Raw genomic sequence first — 23,950 nt, 5'->3', positions numbered from 1 at the left:
AAGACACTGCGAATTCTCCGAGGCAGGGGGCATTCAATTTTTGATGCGAATCACGTGAGCGCGAATGCCGCCCGATGTGCGACCGCAGGTCGCGCAGAACCCGTCAAAAGCAGCTCCAGAAGGTCTCTTACGGAGCGGATGGCGTTGCCAAAAGGCAACGCTTCGCGCCCGCGGAAGAACAGGCCATTGTTCACATCGCCGCGCAGCGCCGCCGCAAGACGCGTATCGATACAGAAGTGCCCGAACTTCTCGATGCCGTCACGCAAGCCGCACACGGACAGACATTCGAGCCCGGTCGGACAGGCGTTCTTGACCTGGCCGATCTTCGCGCGGATGCGCGATTCGTTGCGCAGGTAACGATCGAGCCACGGCGTCTTCACGGCACGCGCGGGCAAGCCTGTCACGCTCACGAATTCGACGATGTCCTCGGGCTGGGCGTCGGCGAGCACGCGTTTGAAGTTCGGATGCGCGTCGCCCTCTTCCGTCACGGCGAACGGCGTGCCCACCTGCACGGCATCGGCGCCCGCCTGCAACCAGCGGCGCACGGCCTCATGACTGTTGATACCACCCCCGACGATGAGCGGCACGTCGCGGTGCGTGATGCCGAGCGTCCCATACACGCCGTCGAGTTCTTCGAAGATGCGCGCGAAGCCGAAGCGCTCGTTACCCATATCGGCGAGATCGGTGACGCCAAGGTGACCGCCCGCGTGCGCCGGATGTTCGAGCACCACGGCGTCGGGCAAGCGCCCTTTCTTCATCCACTTCTTGAGCACCAGCGAGACGCCGCGTGCGTCGGAAAGAATCGGGATCAGTGCGATATCCACGCCCTGGGTGAGATCGGGCAGATCGAGCGGCAAGCCCGCGCCCATGACGATGGCATCGGCGCCGTGTTCGCAGGCCGCGCGCACGTAGTCCGCATGCGCGTTGACCGCCTTCATGACGTTCACGGCGATCATGCCGTGGCCGTTGGCCAGCTTGCGGGCGGCGTCGATTTCGCGGCCAAGCGCCACGAGATTCACGCGCGCGAGCGTCTCATGGCGAGAATCGGCGCGACATTGCTCGACGAGATCGGCGTGATGATGGCGCAGGTCGATGCTCGCGATGGTGCCGAGCGCGCCCTCGCGCGCGACACTGCCCGCGAGCCGGTGCGCGGAAATGCCGACACCCATGCCGCCTTGCACGATGGGCAGCAGTTGACGGCCACGAAGTTGGAGCGGCGCGAATAAATGATCAGGAAACATGTGGACCCGCTTTGCGTTGTCGATGACAAAACGCTTATGGTCGCGCGGGGCCCTAATGCGGCATTGATATTTGTCAAAAGCAAATGGGGGAGCCAGTCATGGCTCCCCCATCAATGATGAAAATCAAGACGTCGCACCAAAACATTTGCAAGGTGCGATCGTTTTATGTGCTTAGGCCTTCGGCACCTTGAACTGCATTGACTTGTATTCGAGGTATTCCTCAAGGCCGTAGACACCGTTCTCGCGGCCGTGACCCGACTGCTTGTAGCCGCCGAACGGCGCGGCCATGTTCCATGCGCCGCCATTGATGTCGATCTGGCCAGTGCGAATGCGGCGTGCGACGCGCATCGCGCGCTCGTCGCTGCCCGCCCACACCGCGCCGCCCAGACCGTAGAGCGAATCGTTGGCGATCGCCACCGCGTCGTCCTCGTCCCTGGCCGTGAGGATCGTCAGCACCGGGCCGAAGATTTCCTCCTGGGCAATCGCGGCGTCGCGCGGCACGCGGCCGAACACGGTCGGCTTCACGAAGAAGCCCTTCGTCAGGCCTTCTGGCATGCACGCGCCGCCCGTCACGAGTTCAGCGCCATCGGCAATGCCGCGCTCGATGTAGTGCTGCACGCGCTCCTGCTGGACCTTCGAGGCCAGCGGCCCGAGCTTGGCCTTCTCGTCGCGCGGATCGGCGACGGTGTAGGCTTCGGCGGCTGCCTTGGCGAGTTCGCGCGCTTCCTCGTAGCGCGATTCGGGCACGATCATGCGCGTATGCGCCGAGCAGGTCTGCCCCGAGTTCAGGAAACACGCGCCGACGGTGCCCTTCACGGCGGCGGCGAAATCGGCGTCGTCGAGCACCACCGAGGCCGACTTGCCCCCCAACTCCAGCGCCACGCGCTTGACGGTCGCCGAGGCCACTTCCGAGACGCGCTTGCCCGCGCGGGTCGAGCCCGTGAACGACACCATGTCGACTTCGGGATGGCGCGACATCAGTTCGCCCACGACCGGTCCGTAGCCGCTCACCAGGTTGAAGACACCGGCGGGCAAGCCTGCTTCGTGGATCGCTTCGGCCAGCACGAAGGCATTGAGCGGCGCGATCTCGGACGGCTTGAGCACGACGGTGCAGCCTGCGGCGAGCGCGGCGGCGACCTTGAGCGTGATCTGGTTGAGCGGATAGTTCCACGGCGTGATGGCCGCGACGACGCCCACCGGCTCGCGCACGACGAGCGAGTTGCCAACCCGCTCCTCGTACTGGAATTCGCTCGCGAGCTTCGCGTAGGCGCTCCAGTTGTAGACCGGGCCGCCCACCTGGATCGCGCGTGCGAGCTTGAGCGGCATGCCCACTTCGCCCGCGATCAATTGCGAGAGTTCGTCGGTGCGGGCCTTGAGGTTGTCGGCGATTTTTTGCAGATACGCGCCACGCTCGGCAGCGGGCGTCGCGGCCCATGCGCCGAATGCGGCGCGCGCGGCGACGATGGCGGCTTCGGCATCGGCTTCATTGCCTTCGGGGATGCGGCCCATCACCGCTTCCGTGCCCGAGTCGAATACGTCGATCGTGCCCTTACCCTGCGGCGCGACCCATTGGCCGTTGATATAGAGCTGGTCGTACTGTTTCATGCGTGGTGCTCCTGTCTCCGTGTGTGTAGGCGTCCGGGCGTCGATTCCAGCTATTCGGCCAGGGGACGCGGTGATCGACCATTCTAGCGTGCTTGACGCTTACGGAAGGTTTTGAGCAGGTTCGCGCGGCGGTTTTGGTCGCACCCTTATACTCACGCGCTCCTTTACTCGCCTTCGTGCTCCATGAAACGCACCCTGCTTTGTCTCGCCGTTGGTCTTACGCCGCTCTTCGCGCACGCAGGTTGCGAAGACAACCTCCAGAAGTGGACCACGCAACTGCATCCGGGCCGCACGCTCGATACGGAGCACGCGGCCTGCAAGGTCTGGCCCGCGAACGAGGCGCTGACGATCGCCGCACTCCCGTTGCCGCAGAAGGGCAACAACGACGACACGGGCACCGACGATCTCGAAGTGTTGGTCGCCGATACGGCAAGCGGCACGGTCATCGCGCATCAGTTCCAGAAGTCGGCCTTTACCTACGACGCTGTTCGATTCTCCGGCCTGACGATCGACACCGCGCGCTATCAACTCACGCCGCAGAATCGTGCGTTCGGCGTGCGCGTGTCACATGAAAACTCGTCGCGCGTGAATCCGTTCGGGCAAACGGCACTGAGCCTTTACGTGATCGATGGCCAGAGCCTGCGTACGGTCGTCGATCGTCTGATCGTGGAAGATTCGGGCGGCGAGTGGGACGGCAATTGCGAAGGCACCTTCAGCAACACGACGCGCTCGCTCGACCTGGGAACTGCCGGCAAGGATGGCTTTGTTGTTCTGAAGGGTACGGAAAAATCCTCGCAGAGCGTCAATGTGGTCCAGAACGGGGACTGCAAGTACGACATCTCCAAGTCGGCGAAACGTGCGAGCTTCACGCTCGAATACAAGAACGGCAAGTACAGTGTACCCAAGAGCATGCAGTACACCGACTGAGCTAACGCGCCCACGCGGGCGTACCAAAACAAAACGGGCAACGCTTTCGCGTCGCCCATTTTCATTTCACGCTCCGATCACGTGGATCAGCCAAGCGCCAATCACTGCAGCCCTTGGCTCGCGAGGAAGTCCTCGTAGTTGCCGCTGTAGTCGTTGATCGTGCCGTTGGTCTTCACCTCGATCACGCGGTTAGCCAGACCGTTCACGAACTCACGGTCGTGCGACACGAAAATCAGCGTGCCTTCGAACTTTTCGAGTGCGATCTGCAGCGACTCGATCGATTCCATGTCCATGTGGTTGGTCGGCTCGTCCATCAGCAGCACGTTGTGGCGGCCCAGCATCAGCTTGCCCCAGATCATGCGGCCCTTCTCGCCACCCGAGAGCACCTTGACCGACTTGCGGATGTCGTCCGCGTTGAACAGCAGACGGCCGAGCGTGCCGCGCACGGATTGCTCGTCGTCGCCTTCCTGGCGGTACTGGTCGATCCAGTCCATCAGCGTGACGTCGTTCGGGAACTCTTCGTACGTGTCCTGCGGCATGTAGCCCACATTCGCGTTTTCGGCCCACTTCACCGTGCCGTTGTCGACGGCCAGCTTGCCCAGCAGCGAGCGCAGCAGCGTGGTCTTGCCCGCGCCGTTTTCGCCGATGATGGCGATGCGCTCGCCCGGCTGCACGCTGATGCTGAATTTATTGAAGATGCGGCGTTCGTACGTCTTCGTGATCTCGTCAGCGACCACGGCGATGTTGTGCAGCTTCTTCTCGAATTCGAAGCGGATGAACGGGTTCTGACGCGACGAGGGCTTGAATTCCTCGATCTTGATCTTGTCGATCATCTTCAGACGGCTGGTGGCCTGACGCGCCTTGGACTTGTTCGCCGAGAAGCGGCGCACGAAGTCCTGCAGGTCGGCCACGCGCTCCTTCGCCTTGGCGTTGGCGTTGGCCTGGCGCTCGCGCGCCTGCGCCGAAGCGAGCATGTAGTCGTCGTAGTTGCCCGGATAGACCTTCAACGTGCCGAAATCCATGTCCGCCATGTGCGTGCAGACCTGGTTCAGGAAGTGTCGATCGTGGGAAATGATGATCATGGTCGAGTTGTACTCGTTCAGAACATCTTCCAGCCAACGGATCGAGTTGATGTCGAGGTTGTTGGTCGGTTCGTCGAGCAGGAGCACGTCCGGCTTCGAGAACAGGGCCTGCGCGAGCAGCACGCGCAGCTTCCAGCCCGGCGCGACCGCGCTCATGGGGCCGTTGTGGAATTCCGTGGCGATGCCGATGCCGAGCAGCAGCTCGCCCGCGCGCGCTTCGGCCGTGTAGCCGTCGTACTCGGCGAACTTCGCTTCGAGTTCGGCGGCGTGCATGTAGTCGTCGTCGGTGGCTTCGGGGTTCGCGTAGATCGCGTCGCGCTCGCTCATCGCGGCCCACATTTCGGTGTGGCCCATCATGACGACGTCGAGCACGCGCACGTCTTCGTATGCGAACTGGTCCTGGCGCAGCTTGCCCAGACGCACGTTCGGTTCGAGGATCACGTTGCCCGAGCTTTGCTCGAGATCGCTACCCAGGATCTTCATGAACGTGGATTTGCCGCAACCGTTCGCGCCGATCAGGCCATAGCGGTTGCCTTCGCCGAATTTGACCGAGATGTTCTCGAACAAGGGCTTCGGCCCGAATTGCATGGTGATGTTGGCGGTAGAGAGCACAGCGCGTCCCGGTAAGTAGATCGACGAAAAACCTGTAATTTTAGCAGGTTATGCCAGTTCGCGCGCGTCTGCCAGCGGTCGGACACGGCAGAGGCGCGCGAAGAAAAATACCGGAAATTCGTGGCAGATTCGTGCAGGGCGGCGTCGGTCTCTCTTTTTTTCGCCGATGGCTATTAGCCGCGCCGCGGCGTTTGCAGAACGTCGACGAAGCCGGAGAGATCCGCCTGATCGAGCCCCATCGCGGCGCCCAGCCGCAGGATCTGCTGCACCGTGCCGGCCACCGGCATGGGCGTGCCGGTCTGCTGCGCGGCGGCGGCGACCGTATCGACATCCTTCTGGAACGTCTTCAGGGCGCCGATCGGCGCGAGGCCCTCTTGCGTCATGCGCGGCACGAAGGTGCGCAGCAGCGTCGAGTCGGCCCAGCCGCCCGCGAGCGCTTCGGGCAGCTTCGCGGCATCGATGCCGCTGCGGCGCGCGAGACCCACGGCCTCGGCGATCGCCGCAACGGTTGCCGTGACGATCGCCTGGTTGCAGAGCTTGGTGGTCTGACCCGCGCCCGCGCCGCCCATGTGCGTAACGCGCGCCGAATAGGCCACGAGAATCGGCGCGACCGCTTCCACGTCTTCGGCCGCCCCACCCGCCATTACCGCGAGCGCGCCCGCCTGGGCGCCGCCCACGCCGCCCGACACCGGCGCGTCGATCCAGCCTACCCCCAGCGCCGCCGCACGCGCAGCCAGCACGCGCGTGAGTTCCGGCGGAATGCTCGAATGGTCGACGATGCGGCGCACGCGCACGGCGCCCTTACTGGTTGCGCCAGCCAGCAAACCCTGTTCGCCGAACACCGTCTGCTCGACCGCCGCGCCATCCGCGACGCACAGCAGCACCACGTCCGCGCGCTGTGCCAGCGCCTGCGGCGTATCCACGACTTGCGCGCCGTCTGCGATCAACGCTTCGGCTTTGGCGCGCGAGCGGTTCCAGACGTGCACGGCATAGTCCGCACCCAGCAAATGGCGAATCATCGGCGCGCCCATCAATCCCGGCCCGCAAAATCCCAGTTCCAGTTTCTGCATTGTCCTTGTCTCCTGCTTCATATCTCGCCCGGTTTTACGCTTGTCCGCAGGCATGACCGATGCGGCCACCAGGCTAGCGCCTGCGCGAGGCGCCATGATACCCGCCGACCTGGCGCGCACAGGCGCCTCTTTCGCACGCTGGCGCTCGGCGGGCCGTTACCTATACTCGATTGACGCGCCCATCACCCAGGAGACCTTGTCATGAGCGACCACGTCTACAAGCAGATCGAACTCACCGGCTCGTCCAGTGTGTCAAGCGACGAAGCCATCCGTTGCGCCATCGCGCGCGCGTCGAAAACGCTGCGACATCTGCACTGGTTCGAGGTCATCGAAACACGCGGGCTCATCGAAGACGACAAGGTCATGCACTGGCAGGTGACGATCAAGGTGGGCCTGCGTATCGACGAAGGCGCTTGATAACACGGCGGACACGGCGAAAAAAGAAAACGGCTGCGCGCGCCGTGAAGGCGTCGCGCAGCCATATCGCACTGCCGCACTGTCAATGCGCTGCAATCATCCGACAAAAGCGGATGGCTTGCGCCTTACTTCGGCAGCGAGCCGTCCACGCCTTCGACGTACCAGTTCAGGCGTTGCAGTTCGGGGTCGGTCAGCGTCTTGCCGGCCGGCACCTTCACTGCGCCCGTCTGATCCTTGATCGGGCCCGTGAAGACGTCCCACTTGCCGCTCGAGATCGCGTCGCGCTTCGTCGCGACGGCCTTCTGCGCATCGGCGGAAAGCGCGGCGGTGTTCACGTCGCCGAGATCGACGGCCTTCTGCGGAATGCCCCACCAGACGGGATCGTTCTTCCACTTGCCGTCGAGCACCTGCTGGATCACGGCGGTGTAGTAGACGCCCCAGTTCGCCTCGACCGAACCCAGATGCGCATCCGGACCGAACTTCTTCATGTTCGAATCCCAGCCGAATGCGTGTACGTGCTTCTCTTCGGCGGTCGCGAGCGTGGCGCTCGAATCGGTGTTTTGCAGCAGCACGTCGGCGCCTTGCCCGATCAGCGTTTCGGCGGCCTGCTTTTCCTTGCCCGGATCGAACCAGCTATTGATCCAGATGACCTTGGTGTGGACCTTCGGATTCACCGAGCGCGCGCCCAGCGTGTAGGCGTTGATGTTGCGCACGACTTCGGGGATCGGCACGGAAGCCACGAAGCCGAGCGTGTTCGACTTCGTCGCATAACCGGCCGCGACGCCCGCGAGATACGCACCCTGGTACATGCGCACGTCATAGGTGCCGAAGTTCGGCGCCTTCTTGTAGCCGGTCGCGTGCAGGAACACCGTATCCGGGAAGTCCTTCGCCACTTTCAGTTCGAAGTCCTGATAACCGAAGCTCGAACCGATGATGATCTTGTTGCCCTTGCTGGCGAGATCGCGGAACACGCGCTCCGAGTCCGCCGATTCCGGCACGTTCTCCACGCGCGTGATCTTGATCTTGCTGCCGAACTTCTGCTCGGCCGCTTTCGAACCCTGATCGTGCGCATAGGTCCAGCCGGCATCGCCCGGATTGCCGAGGTAGACGAACGCGACGCCCGGCGCATCGGCGGCTTGCGCCGACGGCACGAGCGCCGCCGTGCCGCATACGGCGGCCACGGCGAAGGCGGTCAGGATGGTTTTTTTCATTGTCGATCTCCGGCGTGTCGACCGCATGTTTTGCGGTCCCGTGTTGCTGTTGTGGAATGAGAAACTGCGAGCGTTTTCAATCGTTGTGGGTACAACCAGCCAAACCAGGCAACCGCCAGACAACTACGCAGCGCCAAAAAACGACTTGCCGAGCGACGCGGGCGCATTCAGACGGATCGTGTTCGGGTTACGCGAAATCAGCACGAGCACGACGATGGTCGCCACATACGGCAGCATGGCGAGGAACTGCGTGGGCACGGGCACGCCCACGGCCTGCGCGTAGAACTGCGCCCCCGTGACCGCGCCGAACAGCAATGCGCCGATCAACAGGCGGCCCGGACGCCACGTCGCGAACACCACGAGCGCGAGCGCGATCCAGCCACGCCCAGCCGTGATCTGTTCCTGCCACAAATGCAGTTGCACGACCGAGTAGTACGCGCCAGCGAGCCCCGCCATCGCGCCGCCGAACGCCGTCGCGCCATAGCGCACGCCAATCACCGGAAAGCCCACCGAATGCGCGACCTGCGGCGACTCGCCCACCGAGCGCAGCACGAGACCGGCGCGCGTGCGATAGAGGAACCACGCGACCACCGCGAACATTACGAACGCGAGGTAATCGACCGGGGTGAGACTGAAGAAAGCGGGGCCGACCACGGGCAGATGCGAAAGACCGGGAATCGGCCATGCGCCGATCGTCGCCGAGGTGGCGGCCGAGGTGTACGGCTTGCCCACATACGCCGACAACCCGACGCCGAAGATCGTGAGCGACAGGCCCGTTGCGACCTGGTTGGCGAGCATCGTCAGCACGAGAAAGCCGAACAGCAGCGCCATCGCGACACCTGCCGCCATGCCCGCGACCAGGCCGAGCCACGGATTGCCGCTGATCGTCGTGACCGCGTAGCCGGTGACGGCGCCCATCAGCATCATCCCTTCCACGCCGAGGTTGAGGACGCCTGACTTTTCCGTGACGAGTTCGCCCACGCCCGCGAACATCAGCGGGATGGCGGCGGTCACGGCACTCGACGCGAGCGAACTGGCTTGCTGGATATCCATATCGTGTTGCCTTGTAACGTGTAATCAGGTGGCTCGATCAGTGTGTCAATGCGTGGCCGCGACGGTATGGCGGCGGCGAATGCGGTAGTTCACGAACAGATCGGCGCCGAGCAGGCAGAACAGCAGCAGTCCCTGGAACACGCCCGAGAGCGCCTGCGGCAGTTGCAGCGAGGTCTGGACCGCTTCGCCGCCGAGATACAGCAGCGCCATCAGCAGACTGGCGAGCACGATGCCGACCGGATGCAGCCGTCCCACGAACACGACGATGATCGCCGTGAAGCCGTAGCCCGGCGACCACGTGGCCTGCAACTGGCCGATCGGCCCGGCGATCTCGCCCATACCGGCCAGACCCGCGAGACCGCCCGAGAGCAGCAGCGAAGTCCAGATGGTCTTTTTCTCGGAGAAACCCGCGTAGCGAGCGGCGAGCGGCGCGAGACCACCCACGCTCATGCGATAGCCCGCGAAACTGCGGCGCATGAAGAGCCAGATGAGCGGAATGGCGGCAATCGTCAGGAAAATCGACGCATTCAGGCGCGTGCCGCGCAGCCAGTGAATACGCCAGTCGCCGCCGAAGGTCGGATAGAGCGCGTCGCCGCTGAACATTTCGGAGAGCGGAAAATTCATGCCGTTCGGATCGCGCCACGGGCCGCTCACCAGCCAGATCAGCAACTGCGTCGCCACGTAGGTGAGCATCAGGCTCGTGAGGATTTCGTTGGTGTTGAAGCGGCTCTTGAGCCAGGCAGGAATCGCCGCCCATGCCATGCCGCCGAGCACACCCGCGATCATCATCAGAAAGAGAATCCACCAGCCGCTCGCCTGGTCGAAGTAGATCGCCACGCCGCTCGCTGCGATGCCGCCGAGCACCATCTGCCCTTCCGCGCCGATGTTCCAGACGTTGGCGCGGTAGCCCGCTGCGAGACCTAGCGCGATCAGGCACAGCGGCGAGGCCTTGAGCAGCAGCTCGGACCAGCCGTTGACGCTCGACAGCGGCTCGATGAAGAACGCGTGCATGGCCTGCACGGGATCGCGGCCGACGAGGCCGAAGATCAGGAAGCCGATCGCCAGCGTGAGAAGCGCGGCGATCAGCGGCACGGCGATGCGCACCGTGCGGGACGGTGTCGTGCGGGCTTCGAGTCGGTAGGGAAAAATCATGGCGATGAAATCTTTGTTGTGATGCGCGTTGTCGTTATGCAGTGCGCGCTGCGGTCGTGACCGTCAGGCATGCGCGGCGGGAGCGGCCGGTTCCGCAGGCGGTGGCCCGCCGTTCTTCTGCGAAGCCCGGTCGCCGAACAGGCCCGCCATCCAGCGGCCGATTTCCTCGGCATTGGTTTCGCCGGTCAGTCGCGCCGGCGAGAGCCGTCCACCGGCGAGCACCGCGATGCGATCGCAGATATCGAACAGCTCTTCCAGTTCCTCGGAAATCACGAGGATCGCCACGCCGCGCGCGGACAGGTCGAGCAACTGCTGACGAATGAACGCCGCCGCGCCCACGTCCACGCCCCAGGTGGGCTGCGCGACCACGAGCACCTTCGGTGCTTGCAGAATCTCGCGCCCGACGATGTACTTCTGCAGATTGCCGCCCGACAGGCTTTGAGCGAGCGCGTCCGGGCCGCCGCAGCGCACGTCGAACGCGCCGATGCAGCGCTCGGCGAAGGCGCGCATCGCGCCGGTCTTGAGCCATCCCGAGCGCACCATGCCTTCGCGGTGCGCCGTGAGCAGCGCGTTTTCGGCAAGCGACATTGCCGGCACCGCGCCGCGGCCGAGCCGCTCTTCCGGCACGAACGCGAAGCCGAGCCGGCGGCGTGCGCCGGCGGAAAGTCGCCCGGCGCGCTTTCCGCAGATCGTGACCGCATCGGCGGGCACGCCGTGGCGCACGGCCTGCGCCTCGCCCGAGAGCGCAGCGAGCAATTCCGCCTGGCCATTGCCCGACACGCCCGCGATCCCGAGAATTTCGCCGGCGTGCACGCCAAAGCTCACGTCGTCGAGCGAAGTGCCGAACGGATCGTCGCTCGGCATCGACAGATGCTTCACGTCGAGCAGCACGTCGCCGGGTGTGTGTGCGCGCCGCGTGTAGGCGGGCAACTCGCGACCCACCATCAGTCGCGCGAGCGACGCATGGGTTTCCTCACGCGGAATCACGTTGCCGGTCACCTTGCCGCCGCGCAGCACCGTGGCCGTATCGCAGAGTTCCTGGATTTCGTCGAGCTTGTGGCTGATGTAGAGAATGCTGCAACCTTCCGAAGCCAGCCGGCGCAGCGTGCCAAACAGCTTGCGCACGGCTTGCGGTGTAAGCACGGAAGTCGGCTCATCCATGATCAGCAAGCGCGGGTTCTGCAACAGGCAGCGCACGATCTCCACGCGCTGACGCTCGCCCACGGTCAGGCTGTGCACGTGGCGCTGCGGATCGACGTCCAGACCATATTGCCCCGACACCTCGCGGATGCGCGTAGCCAGCGTCTTGAGATCGAACTTCTCGTCGAGCGAGAGCGCGATGTTCTCGCCCACCGTGAGCGTTTCGAACAGCGAAAAATGCTGGAACACCATACCGATGCCGAGCTTGCGCGCCGCCGCCGGGCTCGCGATCTCGACGCTCTGGCCTTCCCAGCGGATCTCGCCCGCATCCGGGCGCACCGCGCCGTAGACGATCTTCATGAGCGTGCTCTTGCCCGCTCCGTTCTCGCCGAGCAGCGCGTGGATTTCGCCTGGCGCGACCGTCAGCGTGACGTCGTCGTTGGCGCGCACGGCCGGGTACTGCTTCGTAATGCCCACGAGTTGGAGGCGCGGCACACCCTGCCCCGATGCACCAGTCTGACGTGAAGAAGAATCGCCCATGAATGTTCCGCCGTAGTACGTTATTGCTATCTCAGTGCTCGTGATTACCGTTGCCGCGCGAGCCCCGCAGGGCCCCCGCGAAGCGCCCCCGCGCGGGGTGACGATACCTTGCCGGCCGTGCCAGCGTCGAGCCGCCAAAATTCCTCGCGGCCTTTTTAGTAGCCCTTCTCAAGGCCCGCCTGGCGGCCATCCTGACGCTTTCCTGCCTCTCACGAGACACACTCGTCAGGATGGCTCAGTGAAAGCCTCTCTTGACGGCCCTTTTTGTCCATATTAAAAAACATATATTCCCAAAGCCCCTCGATCAGCCAGAACATATAATCCGGAGAGTTCATGAGTCAGCAACGCGAGGCGATCGACACGTACCTTTTGCGCGTCTTGCACACCCTCTTGATGGAGCGCAGCGTCACGCGCGCGGCCGTCAAGCTCAATCAGTCGCAACCCGCTATCAGCGCGGCGCTCAGGCGTCTGCGCGACATCACCGGCGACCCGCTCCTCGTGCGCGGCAAGTCCGGCATGGTGCCCACCGAGTACGGCCTGCGCCTGCTCGAACCCGTGCAGAACGCCCTGCGCGAGATCGAGCGCATCCGTTTCCAGCAACACAATTTCGATCCGGCCACCTCGATCCGCTGCTACCGCATCGGCTGCCCGGACTATCTGAACGTCCTGTTCGTCCCCACCGTGGTCGAACGCTTCCGCCAGGCCGCGCCCAACGCCACGCTCGAGTTCCATTCGCTCGGCCCCGCGTTCGACTACGAACTGGCCCTGGAAGAAGGCAAGCTCGACATCGTGATCGGCAACTGGCCCGAGCCGCCCGAGCAGTTGCACCTGTCGAATCTGTTCGTCGACCAGATCGTCTGCCTGATGAGTAACACGCACCCGTTCGCCAAGCGCGGCGGGCTCACGCTCGACCAGTACCTCAACGCGCCGCATCTCGCCCCCACGCCCTATTCCGTGGGCCAGCGCGGCGCCATCGACGTGCATCTGGCGCGCGAGCGCCTCAAGCGCCACGTGGTCGTCACGCTGCCTTACTTCAATCTGGCGCCGTACGTGCTGATCAAGTCGGATCTGGTGTTCACCACCACGCGCCTCTTTGCCGACCACTACGCGCGCTTCCTGCCGCTCACGGTCGTGCCGGCGCCCCTCGACTTCCCGCCGATGCAGTACTACCAGTTGTGGCACGAGCGCTGTCACTATTCGGATGAAGTCCGCTGGTTGCGCAGCCTCGTCGCCGAAGCGACCAGGACGCTCATCGACAAGCCTTAACCACCTGAGCGCGACGCTCATGCCGTTTTGCCGAACGGCATCGAGCCTCGATCGACGGGCGGCCCGCTTTTGCGCGCCGCCCGTTTTCGTTGCTACGCCTGCTTCCTCTTACCTCGCTGCCTGCACGAGCTGACCCGCAAGCCGGTTATGGCGCTCGATCACGGGCCCGAGTTCGACCGTCTGCAAGACGCCTTCCTTTACCACCACGCGGCCATTGATCACCGACAGCGCGACCTGCGATGGCGCACAGAACACCAGCGCCGCGACCGGATCGTGTAGCGCGCCCGCAAAGAGCGGCTGACGCAGATCGAAGGCAATGAAGTCCGCAGCCATACCCGGCGCGAGCGCGCCGATATCGTCGCGGCCCAGCACCTGAGCGCCGCCTAATGTGGCGATCTCCAGCGCTTCGCGCGCCGTCATCGCATCGGGGCCGAAGCCCACGCGCGCAAGCAGCATCGCCTGGCGCGCTTCGGCCACCATCTGCGCGCCGTCGTTCGAGGCCGATCCATCGACACCGAGCCCCACTGGCACGCCCGCGAGCCGCATTTTCTTGATAGGCGCGATGCCGGAGGCAAGCCGCATGTTCGAGCACGGACAATGCGCGACGCCCGTGCCGGTGCGCGCGAACAGGCCGATGCCGTGCTCGTCGAGCTGCACGCAGTGCGCATGCCAGACATCGCGGCCGACCCAGCCCAGATCCTCGGCATATTCGGCGGGCGTCATGCCGAACTTCTCGCGACTGTAGGCGATATCGTTGACGTTCTCGGCGAGGTGCGTGTGCAGGGAGACGCCGTAATGCCGCGCCATCGTCGCCGATTCGCGCATCAGATCGCGGCTTACCGAGAACGGCGAGCACGGCGCCACCACCACGCGCAGCATCGCGTAGCGTCCCTCGTCGTGATACGTCTCGATGAGGCGCTGCGTGTCCGCAAGAATCGCATCCTCGTTTTCGACCACCGAATCGGGCGGCAGGCCGCCATCCTTTTGCCCCACGCTCATGCTGCCGCGCGCCGCGTGAAAACGCATGCCGATCTGGCCGGCCGCGCGGATGCTGTCGTCCAGACGGCTGCCGTTCGGGTAGATGTAGAGGTGATCGCTCGACGTCGTGCAGCCCGAGAGCAGCAGCTCGGCCATTGCCGTGAGCGTGGACACCTCGATCATCTCCGGCGTCAGGTTCGCCCAGACCTTGTAGAGATTCGTGAGCCAGCCGAACAGTTCGGCATCCTGCGCGGCGGGCACGGCGCGCGTGAGGCTCTGATACATGTGATGGTGCGTGTTGACGAGGCCCGGCGTGACGATATGGCCGCGCGCGTCGATCACTTCGTCGGCGGTATCGGGCAGTTCCGCCGTCGGCCCGACCGCGACGATGCGGTTGTCCTCGACGTAAATGCCGCCGCCGCGGATCTCGCGCCGCGCGCCGTCCATCGTGACCAGCATGTCGGCGTTCTTGACCAGCAAGGTTTTCTTGGGGGAAGTCCGTTCCATGGTGTCTGTTCTCTCCGTTGTCCGTGACATGACGTGAATATGAAGCAGACGCCCTTGCCGCAAGCGCCGCTGCACCGGAACCGGTGCCGACGCATCCTGACGAGGACGCCGCTGGCCCGGTTACCCAGCGCCCAGCGCCGTCTTCGGGATGCGCGGCCCGGCGATGTGCCGCGCTGCGCATGACCGATACCTTCCGCAACCAAAATTCGGCTGGCAATTCGTGCCAGTGCGATACCGGAATTCAGTCCCTTCATATAAAGGTCGAATTTTGGCGCGGATACGATGTGCACATGGGTGAAAACCCGAGGTTCAATCCCCTGTGGGAGCCGCATGTAGCAAGGCTCGGCGGGGAGGCTCATGCGACGGGGATTATCTTTCCTATCGCTCGCGCGATTGCGGCCCGATCGTTCTTAAAATGCGTTCACGGCGCTCGCATCGATCCGCCGACGGGTATGTAGCCACTGACGTGGAGCCTCGATCCGCCACTTTGCATCATGGGATCGAGCCTCCGCCGAAACCTCGCAATGACACCAGCAAAAGACAAGGAAAACTGCGAATGGGCAAGCTGACTACCCACGTGCTCGACACCGCGAACGGCCGTCCCGGCGCGGGCATCAAGGTCGAACTCCATGCGCTCGACGGCGACACCCGCCGTGCGCTGAAGACCGTCACGACCAACCACGACGGCCGCTGCGACGAACCGCTGCTCGAAGGCGCGGCGCTCACCCCGGGCGAATACGAACTCGTGTTCCATGCGGGCGACTACTTCGCGTCGATCGGCACGAAAGTGCCGGAACCGCGTTTCGTCGATCGCGTCGTGCTGCGCTTCGGCGTGGCCGATGCCGGTGCGCACTACCACGTGCCCCTGCTCGTCTCGCCGTGGTCGTACAGCACGTATCGCGGCAGCTGAGTTCAAGCCCGGCTGTCGCTGAGTCCGCGCTGATCAGGCGTCCACAGCACACCAACAACACAACAACGAGACAGGCGGCGCACATACGTGTCCCCGCTTTTGCGGCGCAGCACTTTCGCCGCCCCCGCAGTCCCGCGCGAGACGCATTGCCCCTCGCGCGCAACGAATCAGGAGTGGAGGAGTTTCATGGAAGGCTTTATTACTGACTGGCTGAACCTCGCATTGCGCTGGTTCCACGTCATCGCGGCCATCGCCTGGATTGGCGAATCGTTCTACTTCGTCGCGCTCGACAACAGCCTCAAACCGCCTACGGACCCCAACCAGAAGCGTCGTGGCGTGTTCGGCGAACTGTGGCACGTGCACGGCGGCGGCTTCTACAACATGCAGAAGTACACCGTCGCGCCGCCTGAAATGCCCGACGATCTGCACTGGTCGAAGTGGCCCTCGTACACGACGTGGCTTTCCGGCGCGTCGCTCTTTACGGTGCTCTATCTGTTCGCGCCGAACACGTACCTGATCGACAAGAACGTGCTCGACATGGGCCCGGTCGTGGCCGTGGCCTCGGCACTCGGCTTCCTCGCCGCGGGCTGGATCGTCTATGACTCGCTGTGCCGTCTGCTGGGCACGAAGGACAAGTTGCTCGGCGTGTGCGTCGGCATCTATGTCGTAGTCGCCGCTTACCTCGCCTGCCATATTTTCTCGGGCCGCGCCGCGTACCTCATCATGGGCGCGATGCTGGCGACGATCATGTCGGCGAACGTCTTTTTCGTGATCATTCCTGGCCAGCGCAAGATGGTCAACGCGATGCTCAAGGGCGAAGTGCCGAACCCGATCTACGGCAAGCGCGGCAAGCAGCGTTCGGTGCACAACACCTACTTCACGCTGCCGGTGGTGTTCGCGATGCTGTCGAACCACTACGCCATGACGTATGCGCACGAATACAACTGGGCCGTGCTCGTCGTCATCATGCTGGCCGGCGCGCTGATCCGTCAGTTCTTCGTGATGCGTCACCGTGGCCAGCAACTCTGGTATCTGCCGATCGGCGGTGTGGCGTTGATGTTCGTCGCGCTGGTCTGGACGCTGCCGCGCCCGGTCGTGCCGCAGGCCGAAGCTGCGAACGCACCGACGATCAAGGTGGGCGATATCCAGCCGATCCTGCAACAGCGTTGCGCGGGCTGCCACTCGGCCCACCCGACGATGATGGGTGCCGCGCCCGCTGGCGTGATGTTCGATACGCCCGATGAAATCACGCAGAACGCTCAGCGTCTGTATCAGCAGGCCGTCACGCTCAAAGCGATGCCGCTCGGCAACGTCACCCACATGACCGACGACGAGCGCATGAAGATCGCCGCCTGGTTCCAGGGCGGCGCGAAGTAACGGCCATGTAAGCGCAGTTTGCTGGATCGAAAAGCCCGAAGCGTGTCATGCGCTTCGGGCTTTTTTCATGCTCGATTGCATGGGTGTGCCAAGGAGTGCAGAGTATTCGAGCGTGCCCGGATGCGACGGCGTTGATGGACTTACAGTACCGGGCGATGACGGCCAGCCCTCCGGTCGCGCGACACGGCGACCGTGCTGAATTTCATGGTAGTTTTCAAGGCACGCGCAGATAGTCACGACGCTGTCTCGCAGAGACCGGATCGTCAGGGTTTATTCACAAGGCGGAACAGAGAATGAGTTGGCATACGTACATGCTTTTTATCGGCGCGAGTTTTGTACTCTGCCTGGTGCCCGGCCCGGACATGCTGCTTCTGTTGGGCCGCACGATCGCGCAGGGGCGGGCTGCTGGCTTATGTGCTGCCTTTGGCATCAACTTTGGTGCCTACATTCACCTGCTGGCAGCAGTGACAGGATTGTCTGCCGTGCTCCTCGCGTCGGCGACGGCATTTACCGTCGTGAAGTTCGCGGGAGCGGCTTATCTCGTCTATCTGGGTTGGGGCGCATTGCGCGCAAAAAGCGGATTTGCGCTCAAGGAGAGCCGTGGCAAGAGCACGCTCCGACAGGTCTTCTGGCAGGGGTTTCTCAGCGATGTGCTAAACCCGAAGGTCGCTTTGTTCTACACCGCACTCCTGCCTCAATTCATGAGCGCACAGGATGCCCGCCCGGTCGCACACCTCTTCGAACTCGGCATCATCGGCAACACGGTTGGGATCAGCACAAGTATCGCCTATGTATTCCTCGCCTCGCGAATGACGCAAGCGCTTCGGCGAAACAAGGCCATCTCGGTCTGGCTGACGAAGGCGATGGGCGCCTTGTTCATCGGCTTAGGCGCGAAACTCGCGACGCAGAAGCTGTAAGAAAAAAAGCCACGGCTCAGGCCGTGGCTTTTTCTTTCCAGGCCTCGCGCAAGGCGAGACGCTCTCAGGTCAACGCTGCGCTTCGCGCATCGCCTCTTCGGTCAGCCAGAGCGATTCCGGCAGATCCTGCTCGTTGAGGTTCAGCCCTTCGCCGCCGCGATCGACAACGATGAAGTCGCTCACCTCGCCCAGCGCGATCAACGGATGGTGCCAGACGCCTTTCGCGTAGTTCACGCCCTGCCAGCCACTCGAAACAAACGCGCGAATCTGCGTGACATCCAGATCTCCCGCCGGCGCCACGACTACCAGATACGGCTTGTCGTTGAGCGGCACGAAGGCCTGGCTGCCGAGCGGATGGCGCTCGAGCATCTTCACCTCGAACGGCAGCACGCGCGGCTGACCACGGAACAGATTGACGAGCGTGCGCCCGCCCTCTTCCGTGACGTCCACGTTCGCGAGATCGTGATAGCGGATCGTCGTGCCCAGATTGATCGGAATCTGCTTTGCGCCTTCGAGTTCGATCACATCGCCGAACGGCTCGAAGGCCTCGCGCGTGAGCGGCTCGATGGTCAGCGTGGTGCGGGTATCGCTCATCATGCTCTCTTCGTGTTCGCGTCAGTCATGGCCGCTCAGGCGAGCGTGCCCCACAGACGCACGCGCGAGACGCCGCCATCCGGGAAGATGTTGAAGCGCACGTGCGTCACCGGGCCGAGCGCCGCGAGTTCGCTCTCGTAGTAGTGCTGCTTGTCCATCTGCAGTTTCTGTTCGCCCAGCAGCACCGGCCAGAACATCGCCTGCGTCACGAGCGAGCTGTCCGTGCCGCCCACCACGCGCGCCGCCTGGAACGAGCAGCGATCCGGGTAATTGCCCTTGAAGTGCGCCGTATCGACTTCGATCTTCTTGATGATGCCCGGCTGCGCGAGCGCGATGATCGCCCAGTCGTTGCCCGGTTCGCGGCGGCGGCGCGTTTCCCAGCCATCGCCCATGTTCACGCCGCGGCCCGGCATCAGGAGCGTCGAGGCCACGCCGAAGTGCTGGTTGTTCGCGCCCACGAGATACGCTCCGTTTTCCATTGCGGCCAGATCGAACAGTTCCGAGCGGCTCGCGCCCTGCCAGTCCACCTGCGGCTGACCATATACGCGCAGACGCGCAATGCCGCCATCCGGATAGATGTTCACACGCAGATGCGTGAAGGGCTGCTCGCTCGACACTTCGACGTAATGGTGGCTGTTGCCGTTGAGCGACGTCGAGGGGACGATCTCGGTCCATTGCGTGGATGCGCTGGGCGCGCCGTCGGCCACATACGCGCCTTCGACCGACGCTGCCGGCGGGAAGTTGCCCGTGAAGTGGCTCGTGTCGAGATCGAGGCCCTTGATGACGCCCGGACGCGCGAGCTTCACGACGCACCAGTCGTAGCCGTTGCTGCGCTTGCGGCGCGTTTCCCAGCCGTCCATCCACTTGCCGTGATCGTCGTACTTGCCCGGGATGAAGACGGCCGGCTCCGGATTGAGCATGCGCTCCTTCGGCGCGAAGAAGTCGTCGCTCGCCTCGAGCGCCTGCGCGCCTAGACGCGGGTCCGCGAGATTGACGAAGCGGCGCGTGAAGTCAGGTGCGTTGGGGTCGAGAGTCGGGAGTGCCATCTTTGTCTTCCTTCGTGTCTTTTCTGTGGTTCAAAACGGCGCTGCGCTCCTTGCGTGTTGTGGCTTGCCGGAGCGCATCGCCACGTCACGCGCCGATCAGCTCATCGAGCCTGAAGCGCGCAATGCGGTAAATCTGGTCGAGACTCGCGCGCATTTCGTCGGCGCGATTGTTGTTCACGCGCGATTCGAAGTTCGCGATGATGCCGTGGCGGTCGTAGCCGCGCACCGCGAGAATGAACGGAAACCCAAACTTCTCGCGATAAGCACGGTTGAGCGCCTGCAACTTGTCGAACTCTTCCTGGGTGCACTGGTTCAGCCCGGCGCCGCTCTGCTCGCGCGTCGACTCGGCCGTGAGTTCGCCGCGCACCGCAGCCTTGCCCGCAAGCTCCGGGTGAGCGTTGATGAGCGCGAGCTGTTGCGTTTCGCCCGAGGTCTCCACGGCCTTCGACATCGTCGTGTGCAGCGTGTCGATGTTCGCGTAAGGTCGTTGCTGCGCCGCAGCCTCGGCGACCCAGGGCGAGTGCTCGAAGATGCCCGAAAGCGCCGCCACGAAGGCGTCGGTCGAGGCCTGATTCAGCTGTTCGAGGGTGTAGTGCATTGCCTTCATGCGGCGGCCCCGCGGTGATCGTTCTGTTGCGGTTGATAGGGATGGTGCTCGCGCCAGTGGCGCGCGATATCGACGCGGCGCGTCACCCAGACGCGATCGTGTTTTTCGATGTGGTCGAGAAAACGTTGCAGCGCGCGCATGCGCCCCGGACGGCCGAGCAAACGGCAGTGCATGCCGATCGACAGCATCTTCGGCGCTTCGTCGCCTTCTTCGTAGAGCACGTCGAAGGCGTCGCGCAGATACGTGAAGAAGTGATCGGCCGTGTTGAAACCTTGCGGCGTGGCGAAGCGCATATCGTTGGTGTCGAGCGTGTACGGCACGATCAGTTGCGGCACCGTCTTGCCGCCCGTCACCTCGACATCCATCCAGAACGGCAGGTCGTCGCCGTAGTAGTCGGAGTCGTAGAGGAAACCGCCGTATTCGGCTACGAGTCGGTGCGTGTTCGGGCTATCGCGTCCGGTGTACCAGCCAAGCGGGCGCTGGCCCGTGATGCGCTCGATCGCCTGCATGCCGAGCTTCATGTGTTCCGCTTCGCGCTCGGGCGTGGCGTCCTGATAGTGGATCCAGCGATAGCCGTGACAGGCGATCTCGTGGCCCAGTTCGACGAACGCGCGCCCCAGATCGGGATGGCGCTCGATCGCCATGCCCACGCCAAAGACCGTGAGCGGCAGGCCGCGCTTTTCGAACTCGCGCAGGATGCGCCACACGCCCGCGCGCGAGCCGTATTCGTAGATCGACTCCATGCTCATGTGGCGCGCAGGATAGGCCGCGGCGCCAACGATCTCGGAGAGGAACTGCTCGGACGCGGGGTCGCCGTGCAGCACGCAGTTTTCACCGCCCTCTTCGTAATTGAGCACGAACTGCACCGCGACGCGCGCCTGGCCCGGCCAGTTGGCCTGCACCGGATGGCGGCCGTAACCGATCAGATCGCGGGGATATTGGGGATCGAGTGGCATGCTGTCGAATCTGTCGATGGATGATGACGAAACGAAATCAGGCGATCAAGGACGCCCGGGCCTCGTCCACGCGACGCCCTTTCACCGCTATAAAACCTTGCGCCACAAGGATTTGCAGGCGTACGGGCAATCTGCTTCGAGGACCGGCCCAGTGTAGCGAAATCGCCCGGGCGCGCCCATATGCGAGGGCAGATAGTACGGGTCAAGCGAGGTGTATGAGCCGGGCCGGCCGCGGCCCGGCATCGTCCGATTGCGTTGCGCGTTTACCCGAAGCGCAGCGGACGCGCGGGTGGCGGGGAGTCGGTGGCGCCCGTCGCATCGATCGTGCCGCTCGGACTGAAGCGTGCAAACTCGCCGTCGTAGCGCTTCGTGAGCGGCCGCGCGAAGTCGCCTCGCTTGGCCGTGGTCAGGCGCAGCGCCACCAGCGCTTCCACCCATTTGACGGCCGCCGTGACGCCATCCACGACCGGTACGCCCAGCGCGTCCTCCACCTGCGCACACAGGCTCGTCATCCCCGCGCAGCCGAGCACGATCGCGTCGGAGCCGTCTGCGTCGAGCGCACGGCGGCATTCCTCGACGATCGCGCGGCGTGCCGCGGAACCCGGCTCGTCTAGTTCGAGCACGGCCACGTCGATGGCGCGCACGTTACGGCAAAAGCGCGTCATGCCATAGCGTTCCGCGAGATGCCATGCCATCGCCTTGGTGCGCGAGAGCGTGGTGACGACCGAGAAACCCGGCGCGAGCACACTCGCCGCGTGCATGGCCGCCTCGGCGATCCCTACCACCGGGCCGCGTGCGAGTTCGCGCGCCGCATAGAGGCCGGGGTCGCCGAAACAGGCGATCACATAGCCGTCGAAACCTTCGCGCTCGCCCGCCTCCACCTCGGCGAGCAGGCCGGGCGTGGCGAGCGCCTCGTCGTAATAACCCTCGATCGAGGGCGGGCCCATCGTCGGGCTCACGGCCACCACTTCCGTGCCGGGGGCAACGACGTCGCGCGCGCACTGCCCCATCGCCGCCGTCATGCGCTGCGTGGTGTTCGGGTTGATTAGCTTGATACGCATGGCAATTTCCTGGTCGTACCTGGTAGTTATGGTTAAGCCTGTCGCTCAGGCCTGCGCCCGTGCGCGCTCGCCCATCGTCAGTGCGCGATAGAACAACGCGCCCAGCGCCGCGCCGATGAACCACGAGAAGTTCGCCGCATTGCCGAACGACGGCACCATCACACAGAGAATCGCGATCACGGCTGCGGGTAGCAGCGCCGCGACTGCGCGCCAGTTCACGCCATTGCTGTACCAGTAAGCGCCCTTGGGCGACACCGTGTAGAGATCATCGACCGCAAGACGGCCACGCTTGACGAGGTAAAAGTCGACGATCAGGACACCATACAAAGGACCGATGAACGCGCCGAGCACATCCAGCGTGTAGTGAATCACAGCCGGGTTGTTGAAGAGATTCCACGGCGTGATGAAGATCGACGCGACGGCGGCCAGCATGCCGCCCGCACGCCAGCTGATGAGACGCGGCGCGACGTTCGAGAAGTCGAAGGCCGGCGAAACGAAGTTGGCGACGATGTTGATGCCGATGGTCGCGATCGTGAAGGTCAGCGCACCCAGAATCACGGCGGTGGGATGATCGATGCGGCCCACTGTTTCGACGGGATCGGTAATCAGTTGTCCGAACACCGGCAGCGTGGCCGAGGTCGTGATCACCGTGACCAGCGAGAACGCGAGGAAGTTGACGGGCAGGCCCCAAAAGTTGCCGCGATGCACGCTGCGCAGCGACTTGCCGTAGCGCGAAAAGTCCCCGAAATTAAGCATCGGGCCGGAGAAATACGACACCACGAGCGAAACGGCGGTGATCATCACGGGAATGACTTCGGTGCCGTGATACTTCACGCCGCCGAGATTGAGGCCGATGTTCTGCCAGCCTGCGCGATAGACCATATAGCCCGCGAGCGCGAACATCACGACATAGACGGCCGGACCCGCAAAGTCGATGAACTTCTTGATCGTCTCCATGCCGTGCCAGAACACGAAGGCTTGCAGCACCCAGAGGGTCATGAAGCCCGCCCAGCCCACCATCGACAGGCCCAGCATGCCGTGCTTGTGCACATCGGCATACGGCAGGAGTTGCGGGAAGAACTTGAGCACGACGATCACCAGCGCGCTCGACGCGAGAAAGGTCTGGATGCCGTACCACGCCACCGCGATCAGGCCGCGAATCACAGCGGGCACGTTGGCGCCCAGCACGCCGAAGGTGCCGCGGCAGGCGACCGGGTACGGCACGCCATGACGCTGGCTCGGCCGCGCGATCAGATTGCACAGCACGTTGACGATCGAAATGCCGACGATCAGCGCCACCAGCACCTGCCAGCTAGAAAGCCCGAGGGCAAAGAGACTGCCCGCGAACACATAGCCGCCGACGCTATGCACGTCGGACATCCAGAACGCGAAGATGTTGTACGCGCCCCAGGTCTGCTCCTTGAGCGGCGCGAGATCGTGGTTGTAGAGCCGTTCGCTGTAGCCGGCCGGCATGCGCATGCCGTCGCCGGGTTCGTTGCTCTCGCCTGAATCGAAGCTGGGCACTGCGGGACTGCCATGTGACGCACTGAACTGAGCCATGATCCGCTCCTTGGGATGGATACGCCGACGGAAAAAAGACGCCTGAACGCCTCAAAACACGCGCCGCGCCGCTTGATTCATGACCCGATGCCATGACTCGATGCGGCTGCCGCGATATCTG

Annotated in this window: 21 protein-coding genes; 6 read left to right on the top strand and 15 right to left on the bottom strand. The window is 63.9% G+C overall.

Features of this window, described 5'->3' with window-relative positions; genetic code table 11:
- Nucleotides 1-50: 50 nt before the first annotated feature.
- Together U5782_RS08735 and U5782_RS08730 are read right to left on the bottom strand one after the other, a co-directional pair.
- Nucleotides 51-1,241 (bottom strand): nitronate monooxygenase family protein, encoded by a 1,191-nt coding sequence (locus U5782_RS08735; protein WP_322043408.1) that lies wholly within the window; start codon nucleotides 1,239-1,241, stop codon nucleotides 51-53.
- Between the two features lie 171 nt (nucleotides 1,242-1,412).
- Nucleotides 1,413-2,846, bottom strand: a complete 1,434-nt coding sequence (locus tag U5782_RS08730) for an aldehyde dehydrogenase family protein (RefSeq protein ID WP_322043407.1) — start codon at nucleotides 2,844-2,846, stop codon at nucleotides 1,413-1,415.
- A gap of 183 nt (nucleotides 2,847-3,029) precedes the next feature.
- Here U5782_RS08730 and U5782_RS08725 point away from each other — a divergent pair, with 183 nt between their 5' ends.
- Nucleotides 3,030-3,773 (top strand): hypothetical protein, encoded by a 744-nt coding sequence (locus tag U5782_RS08725; protein ID WP_322043406.1) that lies wholly within the window; start codon nucleotides 3,030-3,032, stop codon nucleotides 3,771-3,773.
- A 101-nt stretch (nucleotides 3,774-3,874) separates the two neighbouring features.
- Here the strand turns inward: U5782_RS08725 and U5782_RS08720 are convergent, their stop codons facing one another.
- Together U5782_RS08720 and U5782_RS08715 are read right to left on the bottom strand one after the other, a co-directional pair.
- Nucleotides 3,875-5,467, bottom strand: coding sequence for an ABC-F family ATPase (locus U5782_RS08720; RefSeq protein WP_322043405.1), 1,593 nt, complete (start codon nucleotides 5,465-5,467; stop codon nucleotides 3,875-3,877).
- A gap of 173 nt (nucleotides 5,468-5,640) precedes the next feature.
- Complete coding sequence (locus U5782_RS08715; RefSeq protein WP_322043575.1) at nucleotides 5,641-6,528, bottom strand: NAD(P)-dependent oxidoreductase; 888 nt, start codon at nucleotides 6,526-6,528, stop codon at nucleotides 5,641-5,643.
- 210 nt (nucleotides 6,529-6,738) lie between these two features.
- On the opposite strand from U5782_RS08715, the gene U5782_RS08710 reads away from it, so the two are divergent.
- A complete protein-coding gene (locus tag U5782_RS08710) occupies nucleotides 6,739-6,954 on the top strand; it encodes a dodecin (protein WP_322043404.1) in 216 nt (71 codons plus the stop codon).
- Between the two features lie 125 nt (nucleotides 6,955-7,079).
- Here U5782_RS08710 and U5782_RS08705 read toward each other — a convergent pair whose 3' ends face one another.
- The 4 genes from U5782_RS08705 to U5782_RS08690 form a co-directional block, all read right to left on the bottom strand.
- Nucleotides 7,080-8,165 carry a BMP family ABC transporter substrate-binding protein gene (locus tag U5782_RS08705; RefSeq protein WP_322043403.1) on the bottom strand — a complete coding sequence of 362 codons (1,086 nt, stop codon included), beginning with the start codon at nucleotides 8,163-8,165 and terminating at the stop codon, nucleotides 7,080-7,082.
- Nucleotides 8,166-8,288: 123 nt separating this feature from the next.
- Nucleotides 8,289-9,218: an ABC transporter permease gene (locus U5782_RS08700; RefSeq protein WP_322043402.1), complete on the bottom strand. Its 930-nt coding sequence runs from the start codon at nucleotides 9,216-9,218 to the stop codon at nucleotides 8,289-8,291.
- A 45-nt stretch (nucleotides 9,219-9,263) separates the two neighbouring features.
- Nucleotides 9,264-10,370 carry an ABC transporter permease gene (locus U5782_RS08695; RefSeq protein ID WP_322043401.1) on the bottom strand — a complete coding sequence of 369 codons (1,107 nt, stop codon included), beginning with the start codon at nucleotides 10,368-10,370 and terminating at the stop codon, nucleotides 9,264-9,266.
- Between the two features lie 63 nt (nucleotides 10,371-10,433).
- Entirely contained in the window at nucleotides 10,434-12,050 is a 1,617-nt protein-coding gene (locus tag U5782_RS08690) for an ABC transporter ATP-binding protein (RefSeq protein ID WP_322043400.1), read from the bottom strand.
- Between the two features lie 333 nt (nucleotides 12,051-12,383).
- Between U5782_RS08690 and U5782_RS08685 the strand changes: the two genes are divergently transcribed.
- Nucleotides 12,384-13,316, top strand: coding sequence for a LysR substrate-binding domain-containing protein (locus U5782_RS08685; protein ID WP_027814783.1), 933 nt, complete (start codon nucleotides 12,384-12,386; stop codon nucleotides 13,314-13,316).
- A gap of 108 nt (nucleotides 13,317-13,424) precedes the next feature.
- On the opposite strand, the gene U5782_RS08680 is transcribed toward U5782_RS08685, so the two are convergent.
- On the bottom strand, nucleotides 13,425-14,801 hold the full coding sequence (locus U5782_RS08680; RefSeq protein WP_322043399.1) for an 8-oxoguanine deaminase: 1,377 nt from the start codon (nucleotides 14,799-14,801) through the stop codon (nucleotides 13,425-13,427).
- Nucleotides 14,802-15,357: 556 nt separating this feature from the next.
- On the opposite strand from U5782_RS08680, the gene uraH reads away from it, so the two are divergent.
- The 3 genes from uraH to U5782_RS08665 all read left to right on the top strand — a co-directional run bounded on the left by uraH (nucleotide 15,358) and on the right by U5782_RS08665 (nucleotide 18,005).
- Nucleotides 15,358-15,711, top strand: coding sequence for a hydroxyisourate hydrolase (gene uraH / locus U5782_RS08675; protein WP_322043398.1), 354 nt, complete (start codon nucleotides 15,358-15,360; stop codon nucleotides 15,709-15,711).
- Between the two features lie 186 nt (nucleotides 15,712-15,897).
- Nucleotides 15,898-17,088, top strand: a complete 1,191-nt coding sequence (locus U5782_RS08670; protein WP_322043397.1) for a urate hydroxylase PuuD — start codon at nucleotides 15,898-15,900, stop codon at nucleotides 17,086-17,088.
- A gap of 293 nt (nucleotides 17,089-17,381) precedes the next feature.
- Nucleotides 17,382-18,005, top strand: coding sequence for a LysE family translocator (locus U5782_RS08665; RefSeq protein ID WP_322043396.1), 624 nt, complete (start codon nucleotides 17,382-17,384; stop codon nucleotides 18,003-18,005).
- Nucleotides 18,006-18,074: 69 nt separating this feature from the next.
- Here U5782_RS08665 and U5782_RS08660 read toward each other — a convergent pair whose 3' ends face one another.
- From U5782_RS08660 to U5782_RS08635, 6 genes are all read right to left on the bottom strand, one after another.
- Nucleotides 18,075-18,599, bottom strand: coding sequence for an ureidoglycolate lyase (locus U5782_RS08660; RefSeq protein WP_322043574.1), 525 nt, complete (start codon nucleotides 18,597-18,599; stop codon nucleotides 18,075-18,077).
- A gap of 35 nt (nucleotides 18,600-18,634) precedes the next feature.
- Nucleotides 18,635-19,645: an allantoicase gene (gene alc, locus U5782_RS08655; protein ID WP_322043395.1), complete on the bottom strand. Its 1,011-nt coding sequence runs from the start codon at nucleotides 19,643-19,645 to the stop codon at nucleotides 18,635-18,637.
- Between the two features lie 85 nt (nucleotides 19,646-19,730).
- Nucleotides 19,731-20,252 carry a 2-oxo-4-hydroxy-4-carboxy-5-ureidoimidazoline decarboxylase gene (gene uraD, locus U5782_RS08650; protein WP_322043394.1) on the bottom strand — a complete coding sequence of 174 codons (522 nt, stop codon included), beginning with the start codon at nucleotides 20,250-20,252 and terminating at the stop codon, nucleotides 19,731-19,733.
- Nucleotides 20,249-21,208 carry an allantoinase PuuE gene (gene puuE, locus U5782_RS08645; RefSeq protein ID WP_322043393.1) on the bottom strand — a complete coding sequence of 320 codons (960 nt, stop codon included), beginning with the start codon at nucleotides 21,206-21,208 and terminating at the stop codon, nucleotides 20,249-20,251. The genes uraD and puuE overlap by 4 nt, the downstream gene beginning before the upstream one ends.
- Before the next feature lie 263 nt (nucleotides 21,209-21,471).
- On the bottom strand, nucleotides 21,472-22,269 hold the full coding sequence (locus U5782_RS08640; protein WP_322043392.1) for an aspartate/glutamate racemase family protein: 798 nt from the start codon (nucleotides 22,267-22,269) through the stop codon (nucleotides 21,472-21,474).
- A 45-nt stretch (nucleotides 22,270-22,314) separates the two neighbouring features.
- Nucleotides 22,315-23,829 (bottom strand): NCS1 family nucleobase:cation symporter-1, encoded by a 1,515-nt coding sequence (locus U5782_RS08635; RefSeq protein ID WP_322043391.1) that lies wholly within the window; start codon nucleotides 23,827-23,829, stop codon nucleotides 22,315-22,317.
- Between the last annotated feature and the right edge of the window lie 121 nt (nucleotides 23,830-23,950).

It is taken from the genome of Paraburkholderia sp. J67 (assembly GCF_905220265.1).
Taxonomy (GTDB): domain Bacteria; phylum Pseudomonadota; class Gammaproteobacteria; order Burkholderiales; family Burkholderiaceae; genus Paraburkholderia.
Note: the sequence above shows the minus strand (reverse complement) of the source record. Positions and strands in the feature narration are given on the sequence as shown.

Bases quoted from the DNA above. Each gene is read 5' to 3' on its own strand.
- U5782_RS08735 (WP_322043408.1), bottom strand. From the start codon at position 1,241: ATGTTTCCTGATCATTTATTCGCGCCGCTCCAACTTCGTGGCCGTCAA.
- U5782_RS08730 (WP_322043407.1), bottom strand. From the start codon at position 2,846: ATGAAACAGTACGACCAGCTCTATATCAACGGCCAATGGGTCGCGCCG.
- U5782_RS08725 (WP_322043406.1), top strand. From the start codon at position 3,030: ATGAAACGCACCCTGCTTTGTCTCGCCGTTGGTCTTACGCCGCTCTTC.
- U5782_RS08710 (WP_322043404.1), top strand. From the start codon at position 6,739: ATGAGCGACCACGTCTACAAGCAGATCGAACTCACCGGCTCGTCCAGT.
- U5782_RS08705 (WP_322043403.1), bottom strand. From the start codon at position 8,165: ATGAAAAAAACCATCCTGACCGCCTTCGCCGTGGCCGCCGTATGCGGC.
- U5782_RS08700 (WP_322043402.1), bottom strand. From the start codon at position 9,218: ATGGATATCCAGCAAGCCAGTTCGCTCGCGTCGAGTGCCGTGACCGCC.
- U5782_RS08695 (WP_322043401.1), bottom strand. From the start codon at position 10,370: ATGATTTTTCCCTACCGACTCGAAGCCCGCACGACACCGTCCCGCACG.
- U5782_RS08690 (WP_322043400.1), bottom strand. From the start codon at position 12,050: ATGGGCGATTCTTCTTCACGTCAGACTGGTGCATCGGGGCAGGGTGTG.
- U5782_RS08685 (WP_027814783.1), top strand. From the start codon at position 12,384: ATGAGTCAGCAACGCGAGGCGATCGACACGTACCTTTTGCGCGTCTTG.
- U5782_RS08680 (WP_322043399.1), bottom strand. From the start codon at position 14,801: ATGGAACGGACTTCCCCCAAGAAAACCTTGCTGGTCAAGAACGCCGAC.
- uraH (WP_322043398.1), top strand. From the start codon at position 15,358: ATGGGCAAGCTGACTACCCACGTGCTCGACACCGCGAACGGCCGTCCC.
- U5782_RS08670 (WP_322043397.1), top strand. From the start codon at position 15,898: ATGGAAGGCTTTATTACTGACTGGCTGAACCTCGCATTGCGCTGGTTC.
- U5782_RS08665 (WP_322043396.1), top strand. From the start codon at position 17,382: ATGAGTTGGCATACGTACATGCTTTTTATCGGCGCGAGTTTTGTACTC.
- U5782_RS08660 (WP_322043574.1), bottom strand. From the start codon at position 18,599: ATGAGCGATACCCGCACCACGCTGACCATCGAGCCGCTCACGCGCGAG.
- alc (WP_322043395.1), bottom strand. From the start codon at position 19,645: ATGGCACTCCCGACTCTCGACCCCAACGCACCTGACTTCACGCGCCGC.
- uraD (WP_322043394.1), bottom strand. From the start codon at position 20,252: ATGAAGGCAATGCACTACACCCTCGAACAGCTGAATCAGGCCTCGACC.
- puuE (WP_322043393.1), bottom strand. From the start codon at position 21,208: ATGCCACTCGATCCCCAATATCCCCGCGATCTGATCGGTTACGGCCGC.
- U5782_RS08640 (WP_322043392.1), bottom strand. From the start codon at position 22,269: ATGCGTATCAAGCTAATCAACCCGAACACCACGCAGCGCATGACGGCG.
- U5782_RS08635 (WP_322043391.1), bottom strand. From the start codon at position 23,829: ATGGCTCAGTTCAGTGCGTCACATGGCAGTCCCGCAGTGCCCAGCTTC.